The 26398-nt window shown below is 36.1% G+C and carries 26 protein-coding genes and 3 other annotated features; of the genes, 23 read left to right on the top strand and 3 right to left on the bottom strand.

Annotated elements, in window-relative coordinates:
- Positions 1-324: 324 nt before the first annotated feature.
- The 11 genes from hflK (at position 325) to thrS (ending at position 13529) form a co-directional block, all read left to right on the top strand.
- Entirely contained in the window at positions 325-1296 is a 972-nt protein-coding gene (gene hflK / locus ACFPM4_RS06315) for an FtsH protease activity modulator HflK (RefSeq protein WP_382349144.1), read from the top strand.
- Positions 1296-2222, top strand: a complete 927-nt coding sequence (hflC, locus tag ACFPM4_RS06310; protein WP_382349140.1) for a protease modulator HflC — start codon at positions 1296-1298, stop codon at positions 2220-2222. The genes hflK and hflC overlap by 1 nt, the downstream gene beginning before the upstream one ends.
- Before the next feature lie 153 nt (positions 2223-2375).
- Positions 2376-5006 (top strand): DNA polymerase I, encoded by a 2631-nt coding sequence (gene polA / locus ACFPM4_RS06305; RefSeq protein WP_382349137.1) that lies wholly within the window; start codon positions 2376-2378, stop codon positions 5004-5006.
- Between the two features lie 23 nt (positions 5007-5029).
- Positions 5030-5857 (top strand): DNA-formamidopyrimidine glycosylase, encoded by an 828-nt coding sequence (mutM, locus tag ACFPM4_RS06300; RefSeq protein WP_382349134.1) that lies wholly within the window; start codon positions 5030-5032, stop codon positions 5855-5857.
- Positions 5858-5927: 70 nt separating this feature from the next.
- A complete protein-coding gene (ytaF, locus tag ACFPM4_RS06295; RefSeq protein ID WP_144924028.1) occupies positions 5928-6560 on the top strand; it encodes a sporulation membrane protein YtaF in 633 nt (210 codons plus the stop codon).
- An 18-nt stretch (positions 6561-6578) separates the two neighbouring features.
- Complete coding sequence (coaE, locus tag ACFPM4_RS06290) at positions 6579-7181, top strand: dephospho-CoA kinase (protein WP_144924025.1); 603 nt, start codon at positions 6579-6581, stop codon at positions 7179-7181.
- Positions 7182-7289: 108 nt separating this feature from the next.
- The gene (gene nrdR / locus ACFPM4_RS06285; protein ID WP_144924205.1) at positions 7290-7745 is read left to right on the top strand and encodes a transcriptional regulator NrdR; all 456 of its coding nucleotides are present in this window, start codon (positions 7290-7292) and stop codon (positions 7743-7745) included.
- A 16-nt stretch (positions 7746-7761) separates the two neighbouring features.
- Entirely contained in the window at positions 7762-9180 is a 1419-nt protein-coding gene (locus ACFPM4_RS06280; RefSeq protein ID WP_382349130.1) for a replication initiation and membrane attachment family protein, read from the top strand.
- Positions 9167-10102, top strand: coding sequence for a primosomal protein DnaI (dnaI, locus tag ACFPM4_RS06275; protein WP_318281039.1), 936 nt, complete (start codon positions 9167-9169; stop codon positions 10100-10102). Before ACFPM4_RS06280 ends, dnaI begins: the two co-directional genes overlap by 14 nt.
- Positions 10103-10442: 340 nt before the next feature.
- Positions 10443-11270 carry a putative sporulation protein YtxC gene (locus ACFPM4_RS06270; protein ID WP_382349420.1) on the top strand — a complete coding sequence of 276 codons (828 nt, stop codon included), beginning with the start codon at positions 10443-10445 and terminating at the stop codon, positions 11268-11270.
- Between the two features lie 45 nt (positions 11271-11315).
- Positions 11316-11552, top strand: a binding site (T-box leader).
- A 48-nt stretch (positions 11553-11600) separates the two neighbouring features.
- On the top strand, positions 11601-13529 hold the full coding sequence (gene thrS / locus ACFPM4_RS06265) for a threonine--tRNA ligase (RefSeq protein WP_382349126.1): 1929 nt from the start codon (positions 11601-11603) through the stop codon (positions 13527-13529).
- Between the two features lie 351 nt (positions 13530-13880).
- Here thrS and ACFPM4_RS06260 read toward each other — a convergent pair whose 3' ends face one another.
- On the bottom strand, positions 13881-14405 hold the full coding sequence (locus ACFPM4_RS06260) for a YusW family protein (RefSeq protein ID WP_144924009.1): 525 nt from the start codon (positions 14403-14405) through the stop codon (positions 13881-13883).
- Positions 14406-14684: 279 nt separating this feature from the next.
- Positions 14685-14828 (top strand) — a sequence feature (ribosomal protein L20 leader region).
- A 74-nt stretch (positions 14829-14902) separates the two neighbouring features.
- Between ACFPM4_RS06260 and infC the strand changes: the two genes are divergently transcribed.
- From infC to ACFPM4_RS06235, 5 genes are all read left to right on the top strand, one after another.
- Entirely contained in the window at positions 14903-15406 is a 504-nt protein-coding gene (gene infC, locus ACFPM4_RS06255) for a translation initiation factor IF-3 (protein WP_222125513.1), read from the top strand.
- 21 nt (positions 15407-15427) lie between these two features.
- A complete protein-coding gene (rpmI, locus tag ACFPM4_RS06250) occupies positions 15428-15628 on the top strand; it encodes a 50S ribosomal protein L35 (RefSeq protein ID WP_144924003.1) in 201 nt (66 codons plus the stop codon).
- 27 nt (positions 15629-15655) lie between these two features.
- Positions 15656-16009: a 50S ribosomal protein L20 gene (gene rplT / locus ACFPM4_RS06245; RefSeq protein WP_144924000.1), complete on the top strand. Its 354-nt coding sequence runs from the start codon at positions 15656-15658 to the stop codon at positions 16007-16009.
- 70 nt (positions 16010-16079) lie between these two features.
- Entirely contained in the window at positions 16080-16355 is a 276-nt protein-coding gene (locus tag ACFPM4_RS06240) for a DUF1294 domain-containing protein (protein ID WP_186324748.1), read from the top strand.
- A 111-nt stretch (positions 16356-16466) separates the two neighbouring features.
- Complete coding sequence (locus ACFPM4_RS06235) at positions 16467-17057, top strand: TVP38/TMEM64 family protein (protein WP_382349119.1); 591 nt, start codon at positions 16467-16469, stop codon at positions 17055-17057.
- Positions 17058-17080: 23 nt separating this feature from the next.
- On the opposite strand, the gene ACFPM4_RS06230 is transcribed toward ACFPM4_RS06235, so the two are convergent.
- Positions 17081-17470, bottom strand: coding sequence for a sigma-w pathway protein ysdB (locus ACFPM4_RS06230; RefSeq protein ID WP_144924199.1), 390 nt, complete (start codon positions 17468-17470; stop codon positions 17081-17083).
- A gap of 96 nt (positions 17471-17566) precedes the next feature.
- On the opposite strand from ACFPM4_RS06230, the gene ACFPM4_RS06225 reads away from it, so the two are divergent.
- From ACFPM4_RS06225 to ACFPM4_RS06215, 3 genes are all read left to right on the top strand, one after another.
- Positions 17567-18058 (top strand): dUTP diphosphatase, encoded by a 492-nt coding sequence (locus ACFPM4_RS06225; protein WP_382349116.1) that lies wholly within the window; start codon positions 17567-17569, stop codon positions 18056-18058.
- Between the two features lie 66 nt (positions 18059-18124).
- Entirely contained in the window at positions 18125-19210 is a 1086-nt protein-coding gene (locus ACFPM4_RS06220) for a M42 family metallopeptidase (RefSeq protein ID WP_382349113.1), read from the top strand.
- 153 nt (positions 19211-19363) lie between these two features.
- Entirely contained in the window at positions 19364-19804 is a 441-nt protein-coding gene (locus ACFPM4_RS06215; RefSeq protein WP_382349110.1) for a hypothetical protein, read from the top strand.
- Positions 19805-19881: 77 nt separating this feature from the next.
- Here the strand turns inward: ACFPM4_RS06215 and sspI are convergent, their stop codons facing one another.
- Positions 19882-20088 carry a small acid-soluble spore protein SspI gene (sspI, locus tag ACFPM4_RS06210; RefSeq protein WP_144927730.1) on the bottom strand — a complete coding sequence of 69 codons (207 nt, stop codon included), beginning with the start codon at positions 20086-20088 and terminating at the stop codon, positions 19882-19884.
- 171 nt (positions 20089-20259) lie between these two features.
- Here sspI and ACFPM4_RS06205 point away from each other — a divergent pair, with 171 nt between their 5' ends.
- The 4 genes from ACFPM4_RS06205 to ACFPM4_RS06190 all read left to right on the top strand — a co-directional run bounded on the left by ACFPM4_RS06205 (position 20260) and on the right by ACFPM4_RS06190 (position 26112).
- Positions 20260-21012 (top strand): TrmH family RNA methyltransferase, encoded by a 753-nt coding sequence (locus ACFPM4_RS06205; RefSeq protein WP_382349106.1) that lies wholly within the window; start codon positions 20260-20262, stop codon positions 21010-21012.
- A gap of 49 nt (positions 21013-21061) precedes the next feature.
- Positions 21062-21287, top strand: a binding site (T-box leader).
- 51 nt (positions 21288-21338) lie between these two features.
- Positions 21339-22376 (top strand): phenylalanine--tRNA ligase subunit alpha, encoded by a 1038-nt coding sequence (gene pheS / locus ACFPM4_RS06200; RefSeq protein ID WP_382349103.1) that lies wholly within the window; start codon positions 21339-21341, stop codon positions 22374-22376.
- An 18-nt stretch (positions 22377-22394) separates the two neighbouring features.
- Positions 22395-24809 (top strand): phenylalanine--tRNA ligase subunit beta, encoded by a 2415-nt coding sequence (gene pheT / locus ACFPM4_RS06195; RefSeq protein ID WP_382349100.1) that lies wholly within the window; start codon positions 22395-22397, stop codon positions 24807-24809.
- Between the two features lie 235 nt (positions 24810-25044).
- On the top strand, positions 25045-26112 hold the full coding sequence (locus tag ACFPM4_RS06190; protein WP_382349097.1) for a PQQ-dependent sugar dehydrogenase: 1068 nt from the start codon (positions 25045-25047) through the stop codon (positions 26110-26112).
- Positions 26113-26398: the final 286 nt, after the last annotated feature.

Raw genomic sequence — 26398 nt, 5'->3', positions numbered from 1 at the left:
AGCATTACATTATCAAAGTCTCGCCATGTAGCGAGGCTTTTTAATTGGTAAGCTTATTTATAATAAAATCTTTATACTGCTAAAGTGTTGATTGGAGCGGAAGGTACGAGACTCCTGCGGGAATGACGGGTCAGGGTGAGACCCCACAGGCGCGTAGCGACGAGGAGGCTCACCGAACCGCCCGCGGAAAGCGAGTACCTGAAGTGGAAATCAACATACAAAGTTAAAAAAACAAATCCCAAAATAGCTATATAATTTTATGAAACTTTTTCCCCACCTAGTCGTATATACCTGTTGAGAGATTAAGAGAAGGGGAAGTGAAGCATGAGCTTAAAACGAATTTATACGGTAACAGGTCTTGTTATTTCAGTTATCATTCTAGCAATTGTTGCCTTTACAACTTGGTATACTGTAGATGAATCTGATCAAGCCGTCATAATGACCTTTGGGAAAGCAGAACAAACTGTTTCGGAGCCAGGACTACATTTCAAACTACCATGGCCAATTCAAGAAGTGGAAAAGGTACCTGCTGAAACTTTATCACTAGATTTTGGATATAAGGAAGATAATGGCGCAGCTAACGAAACAAAGATGATTACAGGGGATGAAAATATTGTCCTTGCAGATCTTGTAGTACAGTGGAAAATAGTAGATCCACAAAAGTATCTATTTAATGCTGAAAATCCAAAAGATATATTGTATGATGCGACATCGGCTTCTTTAAGAAGTATCATTGGTAATTCAAAGATTGATGATGCCTTAACAACTGGTAAAGCAGAAATCCAAGCAGAAGTACGTGAATTACTTACTAGCTTAATAGATAAGTATGACCTAGGTATTTCGATTCTTGCAGTGAATTTAAAAGATGTAGAACTTCCGAATGAAGATGTGCGTAATGCTTTTACTGCAGTTACAGATGCAAGGGAAACAATGAATACGAAGATTAACGAAGCGCAGAAATATGAAAATCAATTAATGAATGAAGCTGAAGGGGAAAAGGCTGCGATTATTTCAAAAGCAACAGGAGATAAAGCTGCTCGTTTAGAAGCTGCTCGTGGGGATGTTGCCATTTTCAATAAATTATATGAGCAATATAAAAACAACCCAGAGATCACGAGGGAACGTTTAACATTAGAGACATTGGAACAAGTTCTCCCTGGTGCTGAAATTTATATTATGAATGATGATGGGAATACGATGAAGTATTTTCCAATTCGACCATTAGAAAACCAACAACAACCTACACCTTCTAATCAAGGAAATGTGTCTACTGAAGAAGGAGGTACACAACAATAATGGATGAAAAAGTCGTGAACATGAGAAAATCTGTTAATGAAGAATGGCGTAAATTTGCAAAAATTGGGATGTTCTTCTTAGCGTTAATAGTCATACTGATATTGTTTTTTTCTAGCGTGTTTGTCGTGAAAGAGGGAGAATATAAAGTAATTCGCCAATTCGGAGAAGTAGTGGATATTAAGAGTGAGCCTGGTATAGCATTCAAAATACCATTTATTCAAAACACTTCAACACTTCCGAAACGACAAATGACATATAATGTGTCAGAGGCAGAAATTAATACGAAAGACAAGAAGCGGATTATCATTGATAACTATGCAGTATGGAAAATTGATGACCCTAAGAAAATGATTTCAAACGCAAGAACAGTACTTAATGCAGAAACTCGAATGGAGGAATTTATCTATTCTGTTGTTAGAGCTGAACTTGGTCAATTAAATTATGATGAAATTATTAATGACGAGAAGTCCTCCCGTGGTAGTTTGAATGATCAAGTGACTGAAAAAGTAAATGAACTATTATCAAGAGATGAGTATGGGATTACAGTTGTAGATGTGCGGACGAAACGTACTGATTTACCAACTGAAAATGAAAATTCTGTTTATACTAGAATGATTTCTGAGCGTCAATCAACAGCCCAAGATTACTTATCACAAGGTGATGCAAAGAAAAACGAAACAATGGCGGAAACGGATCGTAAAGTGAAAGAAATCCTTTCAAAAGCAGAAGCAGATGCGGATGAGATTCGTGCGGAAGGGGAAGGAGAAGCAGCAAAAATCTATAATGAAGCTTTTTCTAAAGACCCTGAATTTTATAATCTATATCGTACATTAGAAACATATAAGAAAATTATTGGTGATGATACAGTCATCATTATCCCATCTGATTCCCCTTATGCTAAAATTTTGATGGGGTATACAGAATAATATAGAGAAATCCCGCTTAATAAGTGGGATTTTTTCTATTTGCTCCACTAATCTTTTTCGAAATACCCCATTATTTTCCCTTTCGATCATCATTCTGATAAAATAAAAGATAAATCAAATGGACGAATTTGCTCCAATGGGAGGTTATTCTTTTTGAAAAAGAAATTAATGTTAATTGACGGAAATAGTATCGCATATCGAGCTTTCTTCGCATTACCACTTTTAAATAATGACAAAGGTATACACACAAATGCAGTATATGGATTTACTACAATGCTGATGAAAATGTTGGAAGATGAAAAGCCGACACATATTCTTGTTGCATTTGATGCCGGAAAAACAACATTCCGCCACTCTACGTTTAAGGAATATAAAGGTGGTCGCCAAAAAACTCCACCAGAGTTATCAGAACAATTTCCGTTCCTTCGCGAACTTTTAGACGCATATGGAATTAAACGGTATGAGTTAGAAAACTATGAAGCAGATGATATTATAGGAACTCTTGCAACCAAGGCAGAGAAAGAAGGTTTTGATGTACAAGTTGTCTCAGGTGATAAAGACTTAACTCAATTAAGTACGGATAAAATAACCGTTTCTATTACGAAAAAAGGAATTACAGATGTAGAACAATACACACCTGATCATATTCAAGAAAAATATGGACTAACACCTGAACAGATTATCGATATGAAAGGTTTAATGGGAGATCAATCTGATAATATTCCCGGAGTTCCTGGTGTTGGGGAGAAAACAGCCATCAAGCTATTAAAAGAATTTCAATCAGTAGAAAATGTACTTGAAAATATTGATAAAGTAAGTGGAAAAAAATTAAAAGAAAAGCTAGAAGAGCATAAAGAACTAGCAGTAATGAGTAAAGAATTGGCAACAATTACGAAGGAAGCTCCAGTCGAGGTAACCGTAGATGAATTATTATACGAAGGCTATGATGTAGCGAAATTATCAGCTATTTTTAAAGAGTTAGGATTTAATTCCTTACTAGAGAAGCTAGATGGAGCTGAAGATATTGCAATAGAAGAAGTAAATGAAATAGTTTTTGAAAAGGCAGATGAAATCACTGAAAATATGCTGGCTGACGAATCTGCCCTTTACATCGAAATATTAGAAGACAATTACCAAACAGGTGAAATTGTAGGCATCGGATTATCGAATGAAAATGGAAACTTTTATTTACCACTTGAAGTAGCACAACAATCCGAAGCTTTTAAAAACTGGGCAGAAGATGAAACAAAGAAAAAGCGAGTGTATGATGCAAAGCGCTCGATTGTTTCCTTAAAATTACGTGGAATACATTTGCGAGGTATTGATTTTGACTTATTACTTGCTTCTTATTTGTTGAATCCATCTGAATCAATCGAAGATTTTGCAGGTGTTGCAAAACGTCATCAATATACAAATGTGAAAACTGATGAAGCTGTTTATGGAAAAGGTGCGAAGAGAAAGCTAGCGGAAGAGGCCGAGCTATCAGAACATCTAGCAAGAAAAGCAGCTGCTATTTCAGAACTGTACGAAAAAGTTTTACAAGAATTAGACCAAAATGAACAAACAGAGTTATTTTATGATCTAGAATTACCGCTTGCACTTATTTTGGCTAAAATGGAGTATACTGGCGTGAAAGTAGATGTAGAGCGCCTTGAAACGATGAAGACAGAGTTGGCAGGACGTCTAAAGGAAATTGAGGCTAAAATATATGCGTTGGCAGGAGAAGAGTTTAATATTAATTCTCCGAAGCAGCTTGGGGTCATTTTATTCGAAAAAATGGGTCTGCCTGCAATAAAGAAAACAAAGACAGGATATTCCACTTCTGCTGATGTATTAGAAAAACTAGAGCATGAGCACGAAATTATTCGGGAAATATTAAATTACCGTCAACTTGGAAAATTACAGTCAACATATTTAGAAGGATTGCTTAAGGTCGTTCATAAAGATACAAACAAAGTTCATACTCGCTTTAATCAAGCTCTAACTTCAACTGGGCGTCTAAGCTCGATTGATCCTAATTTGCAAAATATCCCGATTCGCTTGGAGGAAGGTCGCAGAATTCGTCAAGCATTTGTTCCTTCTGAAGACAACTGGGTCATATTTGCTGCCGATTATTCACAAATTGAATTACGAGTGTTAGCACATATCGCCAATGATGAAAACTTACAGGAAGCTTTTACACAAGATATGGATATCCATACGAAGACTGCCATGGATGTCTTCCATGTAGAGGCGGAGGAAGTTACTGGTGAAATGCGCAGACAAGCTAAAGCAGTTAACTTCGGAATTGTATACGGAATTAGTGATTATGGGCTATCGCAAAATTTAGGAATTACGCGCAAGGAAGCAGGTCAATTTATTGATCGATACTTAGAAAGTTTCCCAGGTGTAAAAAATTATATGGAAGACATTGTTGCAGATGCTCGAAACAAGGGGTATGTCGAAACATTGTTGCACAGAAGAAGATATATACCTGAAATAACGAGTCGTAACTTTAATTTGCGTAGCTTTGCAGAAAGAACTGCTATGAATACACCAATTCAAGGTAGTGCTGCAGATATTATTAAGAAAGCAATGATCGACATGGCAGCAAGGTTAGAAACAGAAGGATTACAAACACGGATGCTACTACAAGTACATGATGAACTAATCTTCGAAGCACCAGAAGATGAAATCGAAAAATTGAAAGAAATCGTTCCGGATGTGATGGAACACGCATTAAAACTATCCGTACCATTAAAAGTAGAATACTCATATGGTCCAACTTGGTATGATGCAAAATAAAAAGCAAAAGGGGATATGGGGATATGCCAGAACTGCCAGAAGTTGAAACAGTCCGAAAAACACTCGTCGAACTGGTTGTAGGCAAAACAATCAAAGAAGTAACAGTAGGTTGGCCAAAAATTATCCAGCATCCTCTGGAATACGAACAATTTCAGGACGCATTACAAGGACAAACGATTATAGATGTAAATCGAAAAGGAAAATTCCTCATTTTTATTTTAGATGATTATGCCCTCGTATCCCATTTGCGGATGGAGGGTAATTATCGCTTAAAAAACGAAGACGATCCAAAAGATAAACATACACATATTATCTTTCACTTTAAAGATGGAACGGAATTACGTTATCGTGATGTGAGAAAATTTGGCACCATGCACTTGTTTACAAAGGGAACAGAAGAGACGGTTCCACCATTATCTAAGTTAGGTCCAGAACCTTTTTCCAAGAGCTTTACGACAAACTACTTGAAAGAAAAATTTGCTAAAACAGAAAGAATCATCAAAGCCGTACTACTGGATCAAACAATCGTAACTGGGCTTGGAAACATTTATGTAGATGAAGTACTACACAGAGCAGAAATTCATCCCGAACGGAAAGCGAAGTCACTAACTGATCAAGAAATAGCAAGACTTCGTGAACAAGCAGCTGCAACATTACAAGAATCAATTGCAGTAGGTGGGAGTTCTGTAAACACATATATGAATTCACATGGTCTAACCGGCTCTTACCAAGAGCAATTGCTTGTTTATGGTAGGAAAGGTGAAGCATGTCTACAATGTGGTGAGCAAATTGAAAAAATAAAAGCTGCTGGTCGAGGGACTCATTTCTGTCCTAACTGTCAAAAAATTTAACTGTATTAACGTTCAATCTTTCTTCCTCATATACTGATTTATCAACTGCTAATGAGGAAGGGGTTTGGAGATGGGCTACTCGTTAACATTGCTGCTACTCGCTGTCGCAGTAAGTCTAGACAGTTTTAGTACTGGACTTGTATATGGACTTAGGAAGATGAAAATTCCTCTGAAATCAATTTTAATTATTGCGCTATGTACGGCGGTTTCATTAGCAATTGCGATGCTTGCTGGACAACTAATTTTGCAAGTTCTTTCAGAGGTTGTAGCAAGAAGAATAGGTGGCAGTATATTGATTTTAATTGGAGCATGGGTTGTGTTCCAATTCTTCCGAACAGAAAAGGATGAGCCTTTAACACATGAAAAATTAGTTTTAAAATGGGAAATTACGTCCCTTGGTATCGTAATTCAAATTTTAAAAAAGCCCACACATGCTGACTTCGATCGTTCAGGTACTATTACTGGACTAGAAGCTCTTATGTTAGGAACAGCATTATCATTAGATGCATTCGGAGCAGGTATTGGGGCAGCGATGCTTGGTTTTTCTCCAATATTTTTAGCTACTGCGGCCGCATGTATGAGTTGTATATTCTTAACAGGTGGTCTTCACCTTGGGAAAATATTATCTAAATCAAGTTGGGTGCAAAAAATAGCATTTATGCCTGGTGTATTATTAATATTGATTGGCTTACTAAAAATGTAATTGGAAGTGGCACTAATTATGGCAACCATCATTGGACTTACTGGCGGTATTGCAAGTGGAAAAAGTACCGTATCAAATATTCTAAAAGATAATGGATTCTATATTGTTGATGCAGACATTGCAGCACGAGTTGTAGTTGAGCCAGGTGAGAAAGCTTATAAAGAAATAGTGACTGCATTTGGAGAGGACATTTTGCATGAGGATAAAACAATCAATCGAAAAAAACTTGGATCCATAATATTTCATGATGATGACAAGAGACAGGTCTTAAATGAAATTGTTCACCCTGCAGTCCGAGAGCGCATGAACATATGGAAACAAGAAGCCATTACTGCTGGAAAACAAACAATCATCTATGATATTCCATTACTATTTGAGAGCAATCTTACTCATTTAGTGGAAAGAACAATAGTTGTTTATGTAGATGAAGATGTTCAAAAGAAGCGTTTAATGCAACGTAATAATTTATCTGAACCTGAAGCAGATGCTCGCATAAAATCACAAATGCCATTAAAACAGAAAGTGAAAATGGCAGATGTAGTAATTAATAATAATGGCACAATAGAGAATACAAAAAACCAAATAAATGCCTTAATTGAAAAATGGAAATTAGTACCTTAAGAAGCAGTTTTTTACTGCTTCTATTTCTCATTTTCACATGATATCTTTTGTTACTTCTCCTTAAAGTAATGTATAATGAAAAAAAGCACAATGAACGGAGCTGATACGATGAAATGCCCGTCCTGCCAACATAATGGCACACGAGTAGTTGATTCAAGGCCTGCTGATGAAGTTAGGTCCATACGTAGAAGACGTGAGTGTGAGAAATGTTCTTACCGTTTTACAACATTTGAAAGAGTGGAAGAAACACCACTCATTATTGTGAAAAAAGAAGGAACGAGAGAAGAATTTAGCCGCGAGAAAATATTACGAGGGCTTATTCGTGCTTGCGAAAAAAGACCAGTAACTTTAGATCAACTTGATAAAATAACTCACGATATAGAACGTGAATTACGAAGTCTAGGACAAGCTGAGATTAATTCAGGAATTGTTGGTGAGTTAGTGATGGATAAATTAGCAAAGGTAGATGAAGTTGCTTACGTCCGCTTTGCGTCTGTTTATCGTCAATTTAAGGATATTAATGTCTTTTTGGATGAATTGAAAGATTTAATCAAAAAAGATTAATGAAAGTGTGTATAACATGAAGCAATATTGGAATGAAGTACAGCCAGTTGATTCCTTTACAATTACGATGAATGGAATATTGCATTCACATGATTTGAAAATCATTACAACATTGTATCAACCACTTATGGGGCCGATATGTACTAGTTTTTATATTACATTGTTCAATAAAATTGAGAATAATCGTATTTGGTCGGAAGAATGGAATCATTATCACTTAATGAACGAATTATCGATAAACTTGGAAGAAATCTATCATGCGCGATTAAAACTTGAAGGCATTGGATTATTAAATACATATATAAAGAATGAAGAACAATCTCGATCCTTTATATATGAATTAAACCCACCTTTATCAGCTGATGAGTTTTTTTCTGATGGAATGTTGAACATTTATCTATATCAAAAGCTGGGTCAGTCGCATTTTTCTAGATTAAAGCGAGGATTATCCGATAATAAACTGGATACAGAACAATTTCATAATATCACTCGCGATTTTCAAGATGTATTTGAGTCGTTAGGAGCTAGTTCCTTAACAAATATAGATGTACGAGAAGTAAAAGCATTAGAGGAAGGAAAAGAATTCTTCCGCAGAGAAAAGGCAAGTTTTATTGAGATTGCAGAGAGTGAGTTCGATTTTGATTTATTGTTTTCGGGGCTATCCGAAGTGATGGTGCCTAGAAAACTTTTTACAAAAGAAGTAAGAGCAGCAATAGCTAAACTTGCGTATTTGTATTCCATTAATGCTGTAGATATGAAAAAAATTGTCTTATCTAGTTTAACAGCTGAACAAGAGATTGATATTGAAGAGATGAGAAAGGCTGCACGCGATTGGTTTCAGGTGGAACATGATGGGAAGTTACCTCAATTGGTGGATCGTTCGCAGCCAGTTTTTAATCGTGAGTCACTACAACCACCAGTAACGCAAGAAGATAGACTAATAGCTTATTTGGAATCCATCTCTCCACGTCAGTTCCTCATCGACTTAGGAGAAGGAACGGAACCTTCTATGTCAGATTTACAAGCGATAGAAGAAGTAATGTTCCAACAAAAATTACCACCAGGTGTCATAAATGTAATGATCCACTATGTAATGTTAAAAACAGATATGAAATTGTCAAAAAGTTATTTGGAGAAAATTGCTTCCCACTGGGCACGGAAAAAAGTGACTACTGTCAAGGAAGCAATGGAGCTTGCACTTAAAGAACATCGTCAATACCAAGAATGGGCTAATAGTAAAAAGGAATCGACCCAAAAACGCAAAAAAGCAATTCGGACTGAGCAACTACCGGATTGGTTTATGGCAAGTCAAAATCAGGCTACTCCTGCACAACAAGAAGAAACTACAACAGATTTTGCAGAAAGAAGACGTAGATTAGAAGCGATTCAACAAAAATATAAGAAAAATGGAGGTGAAAAAGGTGGAACGAATTAATCGGACATTAAGTAGAATTTCAAATTCACAAAACTTTCAACAACGATATGAAGAGATGAAATCTGAAATATTGAATAATCCAGATGTTCAAGCATTCTTACAAGAACATCAATATGAAATAAATGAAAGTATGATTGAAAAAGGGTTAATGAAGCTATATGAGTATGCTTCCCAAACAAAAAGCTGTTCTAATTGTCCGAACTTAGATGGATGTAAAAATATGATGAAGGGCTATGAACCTGTTATTGCACTTGTAAGAGGTTCAATTGAAGTCCAATACCGACCTTGTCCAACGAAGATTATGGATGATGAGAGGAAGAAGACAGAGAAATTAATAAAGAGTATTTATGTGCCAAAAGAGATTTTACAAGCATCCTTTGCTGATTTTTCACTTGATAGTCCTGGGAGAATTAATGCATTCGAATATGCAGAGCAATTCGCATCAACTTATAATGATGATACTCAGATGAAGGGACTATATTTGCATGGTAGTTTCGGGGTTGGAAAATCATATTTACTTGGTGCAATTGCAAATCAACTTGCAGAAAAAGAAATACCTTCGTTAATTGTCTATGTGCCAGAATTTTTAAGAGAAATGAAACAGTCTCTTGGAGATCAAACATTAAATGAAAAATTAGAGGTAGTAAAAACAGCGAAAGTATTAATGCTGGATGATATTGGTGCGGAAGCAATGTCGAGTTGGACAAGGGATGAGATTCTTGGCTCCATTTTGCAATTCCGTATGCACGAGCAGTTACCAACCTTTTTCACATCTAATTTTGATTTTAACGCACTGCAGCATCACCTTACTTATTCCCAACGTGGAGAAGAGGAACAGATGAAAGCTGCGCGAATCATGGAGCGTATTAAATATTTATCCATCCCAATTAAAGTAGATGGACCAAATAGAAGACATACTTGATTATAAAATAAGGGCTGTCCAAGAAGATATAATATATCTCGTTGGAGGCTCTTTTTCATTGGATAAGTAAGGTTATTGTCCTAGACCGAGAATTTTAAAGCTTTCTTTACTTTATTGCAAACGTTTTTGTCGCTCCTGTGGGATTGCGTGACAATAAGTCCCTTAAGGCAAGAAGCAGCTAGCCAAACTCATCGCGAATATTTTCCATAAAGAAGAGAAATGAACTATATATATTGATTCACTTATTTTTATATATGAAACATCAATTCTTTGGTCTAGTCCTACTACTTTCTCATATATATGTATCAATATAGAGAAAGGGGGGGCAAGCTTGGAATTAATGTTTACATCCATTAAGGAAGCAATTCGATTTAAAATTTTCTTATCAGCTAATGGTTTGCAAGATTCCTTCATGGAACGACGCAACCAATTTATATATTCTTTTCAACAATTATTAACGAAAAAAGACCGATACTTATCAGCTTTCATTCAATATATTCAAGAGGAAAAACGTAATGAGTGGATAAATAGAGTCTTGTATGAAACATATAAATTTGAAAATGAGGAAGAACGTAACGAAATTTTAGAAATTGTAAGTGAGATGTTTTTAGGTGAGCGTCCTGAGCTAACTTCCTTGGCTGGTCAGTTTGATGAGAATGCAATTATTAGTGAAGCGGTTATGGATTTACTAGACTTTAATGGGACGGTTTCGTTTGATTCATTTCTTCGGTTTAGATTAAAAAAATACTATGAACATGTTTCGAACTATTTAGCAATTGCAATAGATGAATATAAGATGGAACAAGATTATCAAATGTTTGTGCATATGTTGAGAGAATATTTACGTAAGCGACCGACACAAAAAAATATCATTCATGTACTATTTACTAATTCTACGATTTTTTATGATGAAAGTTTAACAGAAATGACGAGAGAGGAGCTCCATGAATTAATTGATCGTCGCTTATTGTCCAACCATCCTGTTTATGTAGACTCCGCAATCATTGCTCCACTATTATCCATAGCACCAAACAAAGTATTTTTATATACGGAAAATGAAGACCAACCATTGATAAGAACATTACAAAATATATTTGAAGAGCGCTTAATTATTTTCACTCCTCAGCATTTCTATGCATTATCTGAGGCATACTCCCAAAACCCTTGATTTTATCAAATGGAACAGCTATAATATCCTACATAATCTTACATTTAATAAGTTATGATAAGGACATGGGTTTTCTGCCACGATTTACAGAGAGGGAAGAAATGCTGAGAACTTCCTAATACGAACAGAATACTTACCACCTTTGAACTCCAATCATGAATCACAATGAATTTGTGTAGTATTGATTGGCGGACTATTTCCGTTATAATAATCCAAGTTATGTTGTCTTTTTGTCAACATATAAACTAGGGTGGAACCACGTGTATTAAGCTCGTCCCTTTTCCAGGGATGGGCTTTTTTATTTTACAAATAATGAAGGAGTGAAATGCAATGTCGGAGCAACTTAAAATTACGTTTCCAGACGGTAATGTGAAGGAGTTTCCTAAAACAACGACAACAGAAGATATCGCAGCTTCGATAAGTCCTGGTCTTAGGAAAAAAGCTATAGCGGGTAAACATAATGGGCAACTAATTGACTTGAGAACTCCCATTGATGCAGATGGATCTATAGAAATTATTACATCTGGTAGTGAAGAAGCACTAGAGATTATGCGTCATAGTACTGCGCACTTAATGGCACAAGCAGTAAAGAGACTTTATCCAGATGTGAAACTTGGTGTTGGTCCTGTAATTGAACATGGTTTCTACTACGATATGGATCTCGACCATGCAATTACACCAGAAGATTTACCAATTATTGAAAAAGAAATGAAAAAAATCATCAATGAAAATATTGAGATTACACGTAAAGAAGTAACTCGTAATGAAGCAAAAGAATTTTTCGCTAATGATCAATATAAGCAAGAATTAATTGATGCGATTCCTGCTGACGAAAAAGTAACAATTTATGAGCAAGGGGATTTTGCTGACCTTTGCCGTGGTGTTCACGTACCATCAACAGGGAAAATTAGAGAATTTAAATTATTAAGTATTGCTGGTGCATACTGGCGTGGAGATAGTAAAAACAAAATGCTTCAACGTATTTATGGTACAGCATTTTTCACTAAAGAGGATCTTAAAGCCCATTTGAAAATGCTCGAAGAAGCGAAAGAACGTGACCACCGTAAGTTAGGGAAAGAACTTAGCCTATTTACAAATTCTCAAAAGGTTGGCCAAGGGTTGCCAATGTGGCTTCCGAAAGGTGCTACAATCCGACGTGTGATTGAACGTTATATTGTAGATAAAGAAGTATCGCTCGGCTATGATCACGTATATACACCAATTATGGGAAGTGTAGACTTATACAAAACAAGTGGTCACTGGGATCATTACCAGGAAGACATGTTCCCTGTCATGGAAATGGATAATGAGCAACTAGTTCTTCGTCCGATGAACTGTCCGCATCATATGATGATATATAAAAATGATATTCACAGCTATCGTGAATTACCGCTAAGAATTGCAGAGCTTGGTACAATGCATCGTTATGAAATGTCTGGAGCTCTATCTGGATTACAACGTGTTCGTGGAATGACATTGAATGATGCTCATATCTTTGTACGTCCAGACCAAATCAAAGATGAATTTATTCGCGTAGTAGAATTGATTAAAGAAGTATATGATGACTTTAAGATTAATGATTATTCATTCCGACTTTCTTATCGTGACCCTGAAGATAAAGAAAAGTATTTCGATGATGATGAGATGTGGAATAAAGCACAAGCGATGTTAAAAGAAGCAATGGATGATCTTGGTGTTGAGTACTTCGAAGCAGACGGTGAAGCGGCATTTTATGGTCCAAAACTGGATGTTCAAGTAAAAACAGCATTAGGAAAAGAAGAAACATTATCTACTGTTCAGCTTGACTTTTTACTTCCAGAGAAATTTGATTTGACTTATGTTGGTGAGGACGGAAAACTTCATCGTCCAGTAGTTATCCACCGTGGTGTTGTGTCAACAATGGAACGTTTTGTTGCGTTCTTAATTGAAGAGTATAAAGGTGCATTCCCAACATGGCTAGCACCAGTTCAAGTGCAAGTAATTCCAGTATCTCCTGATGTTCATTTTGATTATGCTAAACAAGTAGTTACAAACTTAAAGGCTGCTGGCTTCCGCGTTGAAATGGATAAACGGGATGAGAAGATAGGATATAAAATAAGGGAAGCACAAATGCAGAAAATCCCTTATATGCTTGTCGTTGGAGACAATGAAATTAAGGAAGAAGCTGTAAACGTAAGGAAATACGGAGAACAAAAATCCGAGACAGTTCCATTCAAAGAATTTATAGAACAGCTGAAGTCAGAAGTTAGCTTTTTATAAAAAACTTCAATAACTATGTAATGAAATCCAAAAGGCAGGAAGTAAGTGATGTAGATTACTTATTTCCTGCCTTTATTTTTATAGTCGAAATCACTTTGATTTAATTAAGTGCTCTAATGGACAATTTGAATGTGAATCAGGCTTTGAAATGTCCAATAGGAGTGTTCTAATGGACAATTTTTACATGAAACCAAAAGCGAAATGTCTTATAGAAACATCCCAATCGACACTTTGATTATCAACTTAGTACGAAAAGTCCAATAGCCCCCATCTAATCAACATTTTCCTAATTATCCCCCAAAAAAATGTCTAATAGAACCAGTCATATCGCTACACTTATTCACAAACTAGTTACTTATCTTCAATATCTATTTTTGCTCCATTTTTAAATTTAATTTCTAATTCAAAGCTTGAATAATCTTGATCAAGATTAAAACGCTCAAGGATATGTTGTATTATTTCCTCTTTCGGAGTATTTTCATCAAAATGTAATTCCTCGGTTAAAGAATATAATGCATTAAATGCTTCCATCCCATATAATCTTGTATCGTGAATTGAATCATAAAGCTCAGCCTTATAATCGCCATCGTCGTCCTTTTCCTCATAATCAAAGTCATATTCTTTATCCACCGCATATTCTACCTCTAAATCAAACTTCGAAAAACTTAGTTTATCCATTTTAGCAGCTGAATCTTTATCGTCAGCTATCTCACCTTCATGTGACATGTCTCCAGTAGGATCTGGTGGAGGTGCATTTTGTTCTTCATGTTGAGGATTAAGTTGTTCTTTCGGATGACTATCGATAGAAGGGTCATCGGAACATGCTGCTAGACCAATAATGCTAAGGACAGAAATAATCATAAATAACTTCTTCATTGTTTTCCCTCCAAATATTTGTTTTTGTTTGTCCAAACTTCGTTGTTCATGAAGGTTTATACAACAGACTGGAAAAGGAGCCTTCTCTCCATTAGCAGGCTCTTTCCGCATTTTTACTTGTACTCAAAGTTTTTCCCGCTTTTGTTTAATTAAACATTTTTAAGAAAATCATTGATTATTTATCTTCAATTTGATATGATGAATAACGTTGTGAAAAGGATTCAACATTGACACATCAGACTTTCTATGATAAAGTAACTAAGGTAATTGAATACTCGTTTATGGAAGAAGGAGCTACCCGCTTCTCGCCTGATTGACGCGATAATGCAGTTGACAGGCTATGGATATGAATTGTCATTCATTCTTACACTATTGTGCGTGAATGCAGTGCGGGTGCTATATGCTCCGCACTTTTTTATTGTGCTTTTTAGCTTGACTTTTTCCAAACAATGTATTCCTTGAAAAAACCTTGGAGGTGGCTAACTATTAGCAAAGATATGTTGGTAAATGAAGGCATTCGTGCCCGTGAACTTCGTCTTATTGATCATAATGGTGAGCAATTGGGGGTTAAATCCCGCAATGAAGCACTAGAAATGGCTGCGCGTGTAAATCTGGATCTTGTTCTTGTAGCGCCTAACGCAAAACCGCCTGTAGCTCGTATTATGGACTATGGAAAGCATCGTTTTGAACTACAGAAGAAAGAGAAAGAAGCACGCAAAAACCAAAAAGTAATTAATTTGAAGGAAGTTCGTTTGAGTCCTACAATTGATGAGCATGATTTCAATACAAAGCTTCGCAATGGTCGCAAATTCCTTGAAAAAGGAGACAAAGTGAAAGCTTCGATTCGTTTTAGAGGACGTGCCATTACTCATAAAGAAATTGGTCAACGTGTATTAAATAGATTTGCAGAAGAGTGTGCAGATCTTTCTACAATTGAATCACATCCTAAAATGGATGGTAGAAGCATGTTCTTAGTTTTAGCACCAAAAAATGAAAAGTAATGTTTTGAGGAGGAAAACTCTATGCCAAAAATGAAGACACACCGCGGCGCAGCAAAACGCTTCAAAAAAACAGGTTCTGGTAAACTGAAACGTTCACAAGCTTATACAAGCCATTTGTTTGCAAATAAATCTACAAAACAAAAGCGCAAACTACGTAAATCAGCAATGGTATCTAAAGGTGATTTCCGCCGCATCCGCCACTTGCTAGACAATCTTAAGTAATAACAGAGATATTAGGAGGGAATTAATATGCCACGTGTAAAAGGCGGTACAGTTACCCGCAGACGTCGTAAGAGAGTATTAAAATTAGCTAAAGGTTACTACGGTTCTAAACATAGATTATTTAAAGTTGCTAAGCAACAAGTGATGAAATCTCACAATTATGCATACCGCGATCGCCGCAACAAAAAGCGTGATTTCCGTAAACTTTGGATCACACGTATTAATGCTGCTGCTCGTATGAACGGTCTTTCTTATAGCCGTTTAATGCATGGTTTGAAAGAAGCTGGCATTGAAGTTAACCGCAAAATGCTTGCTGAACTAGCAGTATCTGACGAAAAAGCATTCGCAGAATTAGCTAACAAAGCAAAAGCTGCTCTATAATTTGAATGAAGAAAGAGGCTATTCCACTTTAAGTTGGAAAAGCCTCTTTTTTTGAAAAGAGGGATAGAGAATGATAAAGGCAATATTAAGTTTTTATTTCATTATCATTAATATTATTGGCATCTTCACTATGAAACAGGATAAGCAAAGGGCTCGAAAAAGGGATTGGAGAATAAGCGAGAAGAAGCTGTGGCTACTTGCATTCGTTGGTGCAGCACCAGGATTAACAATCGGTATGAAGAAATACCGACATAAAACAAAACATTTTTTATTCAAATATGGATTACCGACCGTTGCAATTTTGGACTTCCTAATTTACTTTTACGTGCTTGGCCGTCTGTCATAACTAGTTACATAAGTAAATACAATGTTAATAGGATTAATTAATGACATTGTAACTTGGCGGAAAAAATTGTGGATTCCATGGAGGAATTAGACAAAAAGGAAGGTGGTCACATTGAATGACGAGCTCTTGGTAATGCTTGCTCTAGTGGAAGGAACCGGTATTTTAGCTCCTTTTATGTTTATCTTTTTCCATGTTCTACGACAATTTATGTTCATACCTGTAGTGATGGTTTGTATGGCTGGGGGTATATTATTCGGAAGTTTACTCGGAACGGTTTATTCCATGATTGGACTGTTGCTATTATCTGCTATTTTTTATTTTTGTATCGGAAAAATGCCAAAAACCCATGCAAGATTAATGAATATAAAATATAATTGGTTTGGTCGCTATAACAAAATGACAGTGGGTCAAATTGCAGTATTACGTCTAATTCCTTTTTTTCACTATCAATTATTGAACCTATGTTTACTTGAACGTCGTCCGGATTTTAAAGGGTTTATGAAAGGTTCATTCGCAACTAATTTACCTCTCGCATTTTTCTATACAGTCTTTGGCGAATTCATAACACGGTTTTCACCAGGAATGGCTATCATCATCATCTTATCCCTCTTTGTATTGTTTTACCTACTTCGTGAAAAAATTGCCACTGTTACTTGGAGTGAGTTCTTCGCAGATCAAGTTCAATCCAAACAAACTTCATAAAAAATGAGTCCCGCAAATGGGACTCATTTCTTGTTTTTTGCCAATAATTCTTTTATTGGGCTCTTCCAATCAATTTCCGCGTTCGGATACCTCAGCTTAATTTCATTTTCCATAAAGATAAAATCATCGTAGCTTAGACCATGAAGTAAATCAGGGTTATGTGGCCAAATAAAAATAGATACAACTTCAAACGATTTATCAGTTGTGCCTAAATATTTCTCTCCCTCAAACATTACGCCATTATAAGTAATGAGGAAGTTTTTTCGAATATTTTCCCGAACATCGTAGAAAAAATATTTCTTTTGTTCATGTGCGGTTTCGAGCTTACGTTTTGCATCAAGCAAAAATTTAACAATTTTATAAATGAGGTAAATAATTAATCCGAAAATAGCGATTCTTAGCAGAAGGGCCATAATAAGACGACCTCCCAAATGAATATTTACCTCCTATACGTTTGAAAGATGAAAAAGTTTCGTTATTTGATATAATTTTTTTTAGGAGGGATCTATATGACATTAACAGAATGGTTTGCAATGCAACATGAATTAGATCAGTACATTGAAAGAGAGCATGGTTTAGAAAATGAAGACTTAGTGGAAAAGAAAATATTGGCATTACTTGTGGAAATCGGTGAACTTGCAAATGAGACAAGATGTTTTAAATTCTGGAGCAAGAAACCAGCGTCAGAAACAGACATAATTTTAGAAGAATTTGTTGATGGGGTACATTTTATTCTTTCTATCGGACTAGAACTTAGCTTTTCAGAGCGTGATATTTCACTTGTATCAACAGAAGGTAATGAAGACTTAGTTCAATCTTTTATTAAGATATATCATCTTATTGGAGAACTTCGACTACACCGATCAGCCGAAAGTTTTGAGGAATTATTAAGACAATACTTCATTCTTGGACAATCTCTTGGTTTTTCAATTGATGATGTTCAATCAGCTTATAAAGCAAAAAATGAAGTGAACTTTAAACGGCAACAAGAGGGATATTAGTGGATGTAAAATCCATATTATGTATAGAATGAAAAGTGGGAAATGAAAGTTATAAGGAGGCACAACATGCCAAAATTTGATGAAACACTTACGATGTTGAAAGATTTAACAGATGCTAAAGGAATTCCAGGAAATGAGCATGAACCAAGAGAAGTAATGAAGAAATACATAACACCTTATGCAGATGAAGTGGAAACAGATGGATTAGGAAGCTTAATTGCAAAGAAATCAGGAAATGAAAATGGACCTAAAATTATGATTGCTGGTCATTTAGATGAAGTTGGTTTCATGGTTACGCAAATCGATGATAAAGGCTTCCTGCGTTTTCAAACAGTTGGTGGTTGGTGGTCTCAAGTTATGCTTGCCCAACGAGTTACAGTAGTGACATCTAAAGGGGACATTACTGGAGTCATTGGCTCTAAACCGCCACATATATTGTCTGCAGAAGCTCGTAAAAAACCGGTTGATATTAAAGATATGTTTATTGACATTGGTGCCTCTAGCCGAGAAGAAGCATTAGAGTGGGGAGTTCGCCCTGGCGACATGGCAGTTCCTTATTTTGAATTCACTGTCATGAATAACGATAAAATGTTGCTTGCAAAAGCATGGGATAATCGTATTGGATGTGCGATTGCAATTGATGTACTTAAGAATTTACAAAATGAAAAACATGATAACGTTGTTTATGGTGTGGCAACTGTTCAAGAAGAAGTTGGATTACGTGGTGCTAAAACGGCAAGTAATAAAATTCAACCAGATATCTCCATTGCTGTTGATGTAGGTATTGCAGGTGACACTCCTGGAATAAGTAAAAAAGAAGCAATGAGTAAAATGGGAGATGGCCCACAAATAATTCTATATGATGCATCGATGGTATCTCATAAAGGATTGCGTGATCTTGTGACAAATGTTGCGGATGAATTGAATATTCCTTATCAATTTGATGCAATTCCTGGTGGAGGGACAGATGCGGGGTCCACACACTTAGCAGGTGAAGGGGCACCATCCCTTGCCATTACAATTGCTACTCGATATATCCATTCTCACGCAGGAATTCTCCATCGTGATGATTTTGAAAATGCAGTGAAGTTAATTACAGAAGTTGTAAAAAGACTTGATCGTGAGACTGTTGATAAAATTACATTTGATTAATAAGTTGAACCGAAAATCTTCACTGATTTTCGGTTTTTTTTAATCGTTTTATCAAATCTTCCTGAGCTAGGCACAATTTTGAAAACGGTTTACATTACAAATTTTGATATGATATGATAAAATCACTAGATTGATAGAAAGGCAGCAGAGTTTATGAGAGATAAAATTAAATTTATTTTATTAAATTTATTATATGCAGTTATCATTGCAATTCCATTTATTATTATTAATTTCAAGGTGTTCTCTAAAAGTGGACAACCGAATTTATTGCAGGCGCTATCATCGATTTTATTAATCCTCATTTGGTTCGCCTATTCGTTTGTCATGGGAAGGAAAAAGAAATATAGCTATATTGCCGTTATTCTAATCTTTTGGGGGATAGGACTTGTATTATTCTTATTAGGGAATTATATTGAGTCACTCATATTGCTTACGTTACCAGCAATCTTCCTTGTAATAGGACCTTTATATAGTATTAAGTATTTTTTTGAGAATCCTGATAATTTTACCCTTTCCATCACTTGTATATTAATTGCTTTAATTGCTAGCTTACTAGCATTTTTATTGGGAAGAATACTTGCAAAATCTAAATAATATTCATCGAAGATCCCGTAAAAGAGGTCTTTTTAAAACAATAAAAGTCCCAAGTGAAAAACTTGGGACTTTATGTATTATTTTAATCCATCTTCCAATGTCTCAAGCATCATACTCTTTTCTTGATCATCTGCATGTTCCCAGATGACTTCAAAAAGCACTCCTAATCCTGGTAGCATTTTTTCTTCTCCACGTTGAATAGCATCTACAATTGTATCTTTTAGCTGCTCTTGAGAATTTCCAGAAACATTAGCAATAATGGCTTTACGTAAATTTAAATTCATAATTTCAGCTCCTTTTCAGATCATACAGTGTTAGTTTTTCGCAAAGATAAAAAAATATGTATAATATTAGTAAAGCAATAGTGACTCTTTAACGAAGTGAAATTAGAGTTATAGTAAACGTTTGGCTTTGCAACTACACACATGATATGTAGTAGGAAAGGAATTGAAGTTGTGGAACATATTCAATCAACAAAAAATCAAAAGGTTAAAGACTGGAAAAAGTTACAACTAAAAAAAGAACGTGATATTACAGGAACTTACATAATTGAAGGATCACATCTAATAGAAGAAGCGTTAAAAACGGATGATATACTCGAATTAATGATTCAGGAGGGTATTGAGATACCTGTCAATTGGCTACAAAGTGGAAGAAACATCACTACAGTTTCACCGGAGGTAAGTAAAGTTATTTCTACTACGAAAACATCTCAAGGTGTCTTTGCGGTATGTCGTAAAAAGAATCAAACGAAAGATATTAATTCATATAAACGTTTTTTACTACTTGATGCGGTACAAGATCCAGGAAATATTGGGACCATGATTAGAACAGCGGATGCTGCAGGAGTAGATGTTGTCATATTTGGTGAAGGGTCTGGAGATCTATATAATCCAAAGGTAATTCGTTCTGCACAAGGTAGTCATTTTCACATCCAAACAGAGGTTGGAAATATATTTGATTGGATGAAGAAACTAAAAACTGCAGGGGTTCCTATCTATGGTACAGCACTGGAAAATGCAGTACCATTTAAACATGTAGATCCATCTGATTCCTTTGCATTAATTATGGGGAATGAAGGTGCAGGAGTTCATCCAGAAATCCTACAACAGACAACTCAAAATTTGTATATACCTATATACGGTCAGAGTGAATCATTAAATGTTGCAATTGCTGCTGGTATTTTAATGTACCATTTACGCAAATAAATTTGAAATCACACTTTAGAACGTCTATAATGTGATTATCTGAATAAATGAAATGACAATGACGGAGAAAAGTAACCAGAGAAAGCTTTAAGGAAGTAAATGCCTTTGACTGTGAGCATTTGCAGTGGAATCTAGGTGAAGTTCACCTCCTGAGTCGGTATCGGGACCATTAATATTGATTAGTGTAAAGATACCCCGGCAATGCCGTTATTCCAATGAAGTGAACATGTAAATGTTTATAAGGGTGGTACCGCGACCAAAGCCTCGTCCCTTTTTTGGGGGATGGGCTTTTTTTATTTGGCAAAATTTAGAAGGAGGTTTTACAAGTGGAACAAAAATTAAATAGTCTACAAACAGAAGCTTTAGAAAAAGTAAAAGCTGCAACAAATCTAAAAGAATTAAATGACGTCCGCGTTGCGTATCTCGGTAAAAAAGGACCGATTACAGAAGTGTTACGTGGAATGGGGAAACTATCAGCAGAAGAGCGCCCGAAAATGGGGGCACTAGTAAATGTAATTAGAGAATCAATTACAGAGGAAATTACGAAGAAGCAACAAGCACTTGAAGAAGAAGCAGTGTTAAAACAATTAGAAGCTGAGAAAATTGATGTTACACTTCCAGGTCGTCCAGCTAGAACTGGTAGTAAGCATCCATTAACTAAAATTATAGAAGAAATTGAAGACTTATTTATTGGTATGGGATATAAAATCGCTGAAGGTCCTGAAGTAGAACAAGATTACTATAACTTTGAGGCATTGAATTTGCCAAAAGGTCATCCAGCTCGAGACATGCAAGATTCCTTCTACATAACAGAAGACATTCTAATGCGTACACATACATCACCAGTACAGGCACGCACAATGGAAAAACATGAAGGTAAAGGACCAGTGAAAATTATTTGTCCTGGTAAAGTGTATCGTCGTGATAATGATGACGCAACTCACTCTCATCAATTTACACAGATTGAAGGTCTAGTAATTGATGAAAATATAACAATGGGTGACTTGAAAGGAACATTGGAAGTATTTGCGAAAAGAATGTTCGGTCAAGATCGCGAAATTCGCCTTCGTCCAAGCTTCTTCCCTTTTACAGAACCATCTGTAGAAATGGATATTTCTTGTAAAATCTGTGGGGGAGACGGCTGCCGAGTTTGTAAGCAAACAGGTTGGATTGAAATTCTTGGTGCAGGAATGGTTCATCCAAACGTACTAGAAATGGCAGGGTTTGATTCTAAAAAGTACACAGGTTTTGCATTTGGAATGGGACCAGAACGAATTGCGATGTTGAAGTATGGAATTGATGATATTCGTCACTTCTATACGAATGATATTCGCTTTTTACAACAATTTTCAGTTCAAGAATAATGACGGGAGGTATTAATAATGCTTGTTTCATATAAATGGCTGCAGGATTATGTCGATTTGACAGGAGTCACTGCCGAAGAATTAGCAGAGAAGATTACTAGAAGTGGAATTGAAGTGGACGGTGTTGAGCAATTAAGCAATGGCGTAAAAGGTGTCGTTGTTGGGCACGTTCTCGAATGCGAAAAACACCCAGAAGCAGATAAATTGAATAAATGTTTAGTTGATGTTGGGGAAGAGGAGCCTGTTCAAATTATTTGTGGTGCACCAAATGTTGGAAAAGGACAAAAGGTAGCAGTTGCAAAAGTTGGAGCTGTGCTACCAGGGAACTTTAAAATAAAGAAAGCAAAATTACGCGGTGAAGTTTCCAATGGTATGATTTGTTCCTTACAAGAACTAGGGATTGAAGGAAAGCTTGTTGCGAAAGAATTTGCAGATGGAATTTATAATTTCCCTCCAGAAACGGAAGTTGGCGCAGATGCTCTTCAATTACTAAATTTAGATGATGAAGTATTAGAGCTTGATTTAACACCAAATCGTGCAGATGCTTTAAGTATGTTAGGTGTTGCTTATGAAACAGCAGCTATTCTAGGAAGAGAAGTGAAGTTACCAGAATTAGCTGGTGCAACTTCATCTGAAAAAGCAGCAGATTACGTATCTGTTAAAATAGAAGCGGAGCAAGATAACCCACTGTATACAGCTAAAGTAATTAAAAACGTGAAAATTGGTCCTTCTCCACTATGGCTGCAAACTCGCCTTATGTCAGCGGGTATTAGACCACATAACAATGTAGTAGATATTACAAACTATATTTTATTAGAATATGGTCAACCACTACATGCTTTTGATTATGACCGCTTTGGTTCGAAGGAAGTTGTCATTCGCCATGCACATGAAGGGGAAAAAATTACAACCTTAGATGATGTGGAACGTACATTAACGAAGGATCAGTTAGTTATTACAAATGGTAACGTCCCAGTTGCACTTGCAGGTGTAATGGGGGGAGCTGATTCTGAAGTGAGTAATGATACTACAACTATTCTTCTAGAATCAGCATACTTTACTGGCCCGTCGATTCGTGCAACTTCTAAACACCATGGTTTACGTAGTGAAGCTAGCAGTCGCTATGAAAAAGGGGTGGATCCAAACAGAGTACGCCCTGCAGCAGAACGCGCTGCACAATTAATCGCTGAACTAGCGGGTGGTGAAGTGCTAAGTGGTAGAGTGGAAGCAGATCATTTAACAGTTGAACCTGCTGTCATTTCTATTTCATTAGAAAAAATTAATCGTGTACTAGGCACCAATATTACAGAAGAAGAAGTGCTACAGATTTTTGCTAGACTACAGTTTCATGCAACAGTAGAAGCAGGAATTTTTACAGTTACTGTACCGACTCGTCGTGGTGATATTAAGATTGAAGAGGACTTAGTAGAAGAAGTAGCTAGATTATATGGTTATGATAATTTACCAAAAACATTGCCTAAAGGTTCAGCTACTGCTGGTGGTTTAACAAGTTTACAAGAGAAGCGTCGTACTGCAAAAGGATTTTTAGAAGGAGCTGGGCTTTATCAAGCACTAACATATTCCTTAACAAGTGAAGAAAAAGCACAGCACTTTGCAATTGAAAGTCGTGAACCAGTCAAACTAGCAATGCCGATGAGTGAAGAACGCAGTCGTTTAAGACTTAGTATTATTCCTCAGTTATTAGAATCAATTTCTTATAATGTTGCTCGCCAACATGATTCTATCGCATTATATGAAATTGGCTCTGTATTCTTGAGTCAAGGGGAAAATGTGCAGCCAGAAGAACGTGAACATATTGCAGGTGCATTAACTGGCCTATGGGTGGATAATGCATGGCAAGGTGAGAAGAAACCAGTTGATTTCTATGTAGTAAAAGGAATATTAGAAGGCTTATTTGAAAAATTAGATATTGCTTCTCATATAGAATGGCGTGCAGCCCAATTGGATAGTATGCATCCAGGAAGAACTGCAGAAATTTTATTTGATGGAGAAGTAATTGGTTTCGCTGGTCAAGTCCATCCAACTGTTCAAAAAGAATTAGATTTGAAAAACACATATGTATTTGAAGTAAAAGCTAGTCCATTATTCAATACACAATTACTGGAATTAAAATACACTCCAATTCCTAAATTCCCATCGATTTCTAGAGACATTGCGTTAGTAGTGGATAAGGGAGTAACTGCCGGTACGTTAACAAATATTATTAAAGATGCTGGTGGTCGACTATTGAAATCTGTTCATGTCTTTGACCTTTATGAAGGTGAAAAGATGGAAGCAGGTAAGAAATCTATTGCATTCTCCTTAACATATATCGACCCTGAAAAAACACTTACAGATGAAGAAGTAGTACGTGCACATGACAAAGTACTTGCCGCTGTAAAGGATAAAGCAGGAGCGGAGCTAAGAGGATAACTTCTGAGAACGGAACGAGCTGATGATTCAGCTCGTTTTTTTATTATGACAGTATGCGTGATTACTGTCTGTCGAGCAGAGTATACTGTCCAAGACCAAGTGAATACTGTCTGTCGCGTTCAGTTAACTGTCCGATGTACCCAGACTAATGTCTATTTCACAATAAAAAAATCCTAGAATTCTGTAACAAGTAATAGGAAATCGGGTATAACTTAGTAGTATGGGAGGTGATTAAATGAAGAAACAAATATATTGGCTTATTTTCATCGTATTATTTTTAGTAGGATGTTCAGGTAATGATAACGATGCAACACCGGAAGATAATCAAGATATTCCAGTAAATGTTGGCGTCAGTAATAACCAAATTGCTGAAAACTTACATGTTCCATGGGCAATCACAAAAAAAGAAACCACTTTTTATATTAGTGAACGTCATGGAACCATCGTTTCCATTAATACGGAGACAGGTGATGCAATGCGCTTACCTGTACAATTGCAAAAGAAACTGTATACAGGTGGAGAAGGTGGATTTCTAGGCTTAGAACTTATTCCAAATACTAACTTAGAGGCTTATGCTTACCATACATATGAGGAACAAGGAAAAGTGAAAAATCGGGTTATTCGTATCGAAAAACAGGATAATTCATGGGAAGAAGTAGATGTATTATTAGAAGGAATTCCTGGAGCGGACATTCATAATGGAGGTCGCATAAAAATAGGGTCAGATCAAAAATTGTACGTCACAGCAGGAGATGCAGCAAATCCCGATTCTGCACAAAATATTAATGAGTTGTCTGGAAAAATATTAAGGATGGAGCTAGATGGTTCCATACCAGCTGATAATCCTTTTCAAGATTCTTATATTTATTCATATGGTCACCGTAATCCACAGGGGCTTGCATGGACTGAAGAAGGTAAATTATATGCAACAGAACATGGTCAAAGTGCACATGACGAAATAAATCGAATTGAACCAGGTAGGAATTACGGATGGCCATTCATCCAAGGGGATGAACAGCAAGAAAATATGGAAACACCACTCTATCATACAAACGGAAACACATGGGCACCTAGTGGTATAGCATACGATAATGGAAGTTTGTATATTGCAACATTACGTGGCGAGGCATTAAGAAAGTTTGATTTACAAACAAATGAAGCCACTATTTTAATAGATGGGAATGGCCGCATTCGAGATGTATTAATAGATAATGGTGAGATATATTTTATTACGAATAATACGGACGGAAGAGGTAATCCAGCTAAGAATGATGATAGACTTCTAAAGAGTGTAATGGATTAAAATGAAGAGCTTGGACAATGGATAATGATTGCAAATAAAAACCGAACCATAACTTGTTCAAAACAAGATAGTTCGGTTACCTTCTCAATTACAAAAATTTTATAGTTACCAGCGGAGGAAATACACGAAGACTCCTGCGGGAATAAAGGCCTCGATGAGACCCCACAGACGCGTAAAGCGTCGAGTTATCATGAACGAAACTAGCTCCTTACTCGTAAATTCGTAGGTTATTTTGGTAAGAATGTTTAGTGGTTAAATAAACAAAAACCAAATCAGAGCTACATTA

Source organism: Lederbergia graminis, from assembly GCF_042655485.1.
Classification (GTDB): Bacteria; Bacillota; Bacilli; order Bacillales; family Bacillaceae_C; genus Lederbergia; species Lederbergia graminis.
Note: the sequence above shows the minus strand (reverse complement) of the source record. Positions and strands in the feature narration are given on the sequence as shown.